This window comes from Roseovarius amoyensis (assembly GCF_003260265.1).
In the GTDB taxonomy this organism is placed as follows: domain Bacteria; phylum Pseudomonadota; class Alphaproteobacteria; order Rhodobacterales; family Rhodobacteraceae; genus Roseovarius; species Roseovarius amoyensis.
Map to the genome: position 1 here is coordinate 1 of NZ_QITQ01000066.1, position 2,721 is coordinate 2,721.

Genomic DNA, 2,721 nt, shown 5'->3' on the forward strand with positions numbered 1-2,721 from the left:
CGCCGCGCGGACCTACGATGACCTCTGGCGCGCGGTCGGTCACGTCTGTGATCTCTTCACTGACGAGGAATGCTACAACTTCTTCAAGGCTGCAGGCTATGAAACCGATTAGACGCAACCCGCTCTAAACGCGCCGAATAGAGAAGGGCGGACTATCTCAAGGGCAGACTTCTGAAGACGGTCTTAAACATCAACAGCAGGTCGAAGCAGGCGGTTCGGTTGGCCTGATATATGAGGTCAAGGCGCGCTTTTCTTGGGATGCATGCGCGGGAATACACCTCATCAGTCTTTTTGACAGTATTGCACTGGCTCAGAAGCCACTCCTCGTGGCTGTGATAAACGATCGAGGCGAGGCCCGTCACGCCCGGGCGGGATTGTAATACAGCTTGATATATGTCTGGAAATCGCTCGACATACTGTCGCAAGGGCGGTCTTGGACCCACGAAGCTCATATCGCCGCGAAGGATGTTCCAAATTTGCGGCAATTCGTCGAGCCGGGTGCGCCGGAGAAAATGCCCGGTCCGTGTGATCCGCCCGGCCTTGTCTCCACCGGTCACCCCGGCGTCGGCCACGTCCGCCTTCATCGTGCGGAACTTGACGAGCTTGAAGGCACGCCGAGGGGTCTGCATGCGTTCCGACAGATAAAAGACAGGGCGACCATCAATCAACAAGATCACAAGAGCTATCAGGGCGATAACCGGTAGCAACACCAGCCCCAGAAGAAGCGACAACACCACGTCGAACAGTCGTTTTTCGGGAGTCATGCATATGCCTTGGAGAAACTGAGTTGGCGGCTCATCTCGGCTGGGTCAGAGGTCTGAGGCTGGCCATGCATGAGCGCCCAAAGGCGACCGCAGTCAAGGGTGATACGCTGGAGGCGCGCATCCGGCTTGGGCCTCGGGCACCAGCGCAGTCCCGCAGCCTCCGCCAACTCACCCATCTGCACCGGTACAGGGGCACCGACATTCAGAATCGGGGGCAAGTGGTCCCGAATATGCGCGAGTTTCAGCAGAACCTCCGCAAGTGTGCCGGGGCCGATATAAGAGCGCAACGGTGTGCCACCGTCGTTGAACTGGTCGATTACCGGTTGCCTATCGCCCGAGGTGCCAATCTGCGAGAGCAACGCATCGGCACCGGCAACGTTTCCGATCCTGAGACAGGTTACCTGAAGGTCAGGCGCGGCCAACCGTTCACATTCCTTTTCCATGACGAGTTTCGCGGTGCCATAAGCATTCATCGGATGGGGATCGTCTTCTTCCGAAAACGGCCGGTCGAGATAATCCCCGTAAACCGCCGAGGAAGAAGCAACAAGCGCCCGAGGAATTGCGACACTTCGGGCAGCAGTAAGACACGCCTCGGCAATTCGCGTGTTGTCTGACAGGGTCTTTCCGCTTCGCGGCGTAACGCCCGCGAGAACAATCATGCAGGATGCGCGCTCATGGGAGGAAACCCATCTTTCCAGGGCATCCGCCCCGTCATCAGGATTCCACTTCAACACCTTGCCCCCTGTCCACGGCGAAATCGTGCCACGATACTGAAGCAGAACCGGAGCCGACGTGCTTTGCCAATGTGGCACAAGAAGCCTGCCGACTGTGCCGGATGCGCCGACGACGACAACGGTCATGTCCATACGCCGCGGCTGCACGCCTGCTCGGACGAGCATGGGACGAGGTGCTCCCTCAGGAGCGGTCGCGGCCCGACGAGGCCCATCTCGCCCCTGAGCGCGTTCCAGAGCTCGGGCAGCTCATCGAGCGAGCTGGCGCGCAGGAACCGGCCGAGCCGTGTCAGGCGCTCGGCATCCGGCAGCGGGTTGCCTTGTCCGTCATTGGCCTCGCGCATGGTGCGAAACTCGATCATCTCGAAGGGGTGACCCTGCGGCCCCGGTCGGAACTGACGAAGAATGACCGGCCGCCCCATCTGCCACAGGATCAGCAGTGCCACAACCAGAAAGACGGGTGACAGCAACAGCAGCGCGACACCCGCGCCGAGAATGTCAAGCAATCGCTTCATATGTCCAATGGCTCCGCGCAACGTACGCCAGATCAGGTAATTCCTAATCTGGGTGCCGGAAAACGCCGCGCAGGTCAACCGGCATAGCGGACTTGCGCGTACCTCTCGCTACAGGAGTTACCATGAATCCCTTCGCCAACCGCGCACTCTCGCTCTCGGGTCCGGCCATCGACGCGCTGCCGGTCACGCCCGACGACACCACCGATCTTTCGCAAGTGGCGATCGGCCTCTATATCGAGACCGGCGGCACGATCAGTATCGACACTGCCGCGGGCGGGACACGCACACTGAGCGTTGCCGATTTCTGGATCCTGCCCTTGGGCGTGGGCCGCGTGCGTGCGACCGGAACGACGGCGGCAGGCATTCACGCGCTGGTGCTGGCATGAAGATCGTCCCCGATCTTTCCGTGACGTCGGCGCCGGCGCGGCCGCGACTTGGCCGGAACCCCGGCTGGCTGTTCCGGGGCGGCTTGAACGGAGCATGGTACGACCCGAGCCGACAAATCCGCGTCTGGGCGGATATTGGGGCCACCCAACGCGCCAGTGCGGGTTTCGCAAATTCCCGGACACTCGTTTCGGTAATTAGTTCGCCCTGAACATCGCCGTCAGGCTGCCAGTTTGTCGACTTGAACTCTTCGGTCACGTGCCATTTCCTCGTCAACGATCATGCAAGTTCGGCAGATCAGCCAAGTCAGCTGGCGCAAAAAGACCC

The 2,721-nt window shown here is 60.5% G+C and carries 4 protein-coding genes; 1 reads left to right on the forward strand and 3 read right to left on the reverse strand.

All coding sequences use genetic code 11. From position 1 onward, the window contains the following. Positions 1-152: 152 nt before the first annotated feature. From DL899_RS19085 to DL899_RS19095, 3 genes are read right to left on the reverse strand one after another with little or no spacing between them, the layout of a single operon-like run. The gene (locus tag DL899_RS19085) at positions 153-764 is read right to left on the reverse strand and encodes a sugar transferase (protein ID WP_111735893.1); all 612 of its coding nucleotides are present in this window, start codon (positions 762-764) and stop codon (positions 153-155) included. Then, positions 761-1,624 carry an NAD-dependent epimerase/dehydratase family protein gene (locus tag DL899_RS19090; RefSeq protein ID WP_162685673.1) on the reverse strand — a complete coding sequence of 288 codons (864 nt, stop codon included), beginning with the start codon at positions 1,622-1,624 and terminating at the stop codon, positions 761-763. The genes DL899_RS19085 and DL899_RS19090 overlap by 4 nt, the downstream gene beginning before the upstream one ends. Then, positions 1,621-2,010, reverse strand: a complete 390-nt coding sequence (locus DL899_RS19095) for a sugar transferase (RefSeq protein WP_111735896.1) — start codon at positions 2,008-2,010, stop codon at positions 1,621-1,623. Before DL899_RS19095 ends, DL899_RS19090 begins: the two co-directional genes overlap by 4 nt. Before the next feature lie 122 nt (positions 2,011-2,132). Between DL899_RS19095 and DL899_RS19100 the strand changes: the two genes are divergently transcribed. Next, a complete protein-coding gene (locus DL899_RS19100) occupies positions 2,133-2,396 on the forward strand; it encodes a spike base protein, RCAP_Rcc01079 family (protein WP_111735895.1) in 264 nt (87 codons plus the stop codon). Positions 2,397-2,721: the final 325 nt, after the last annotated feature.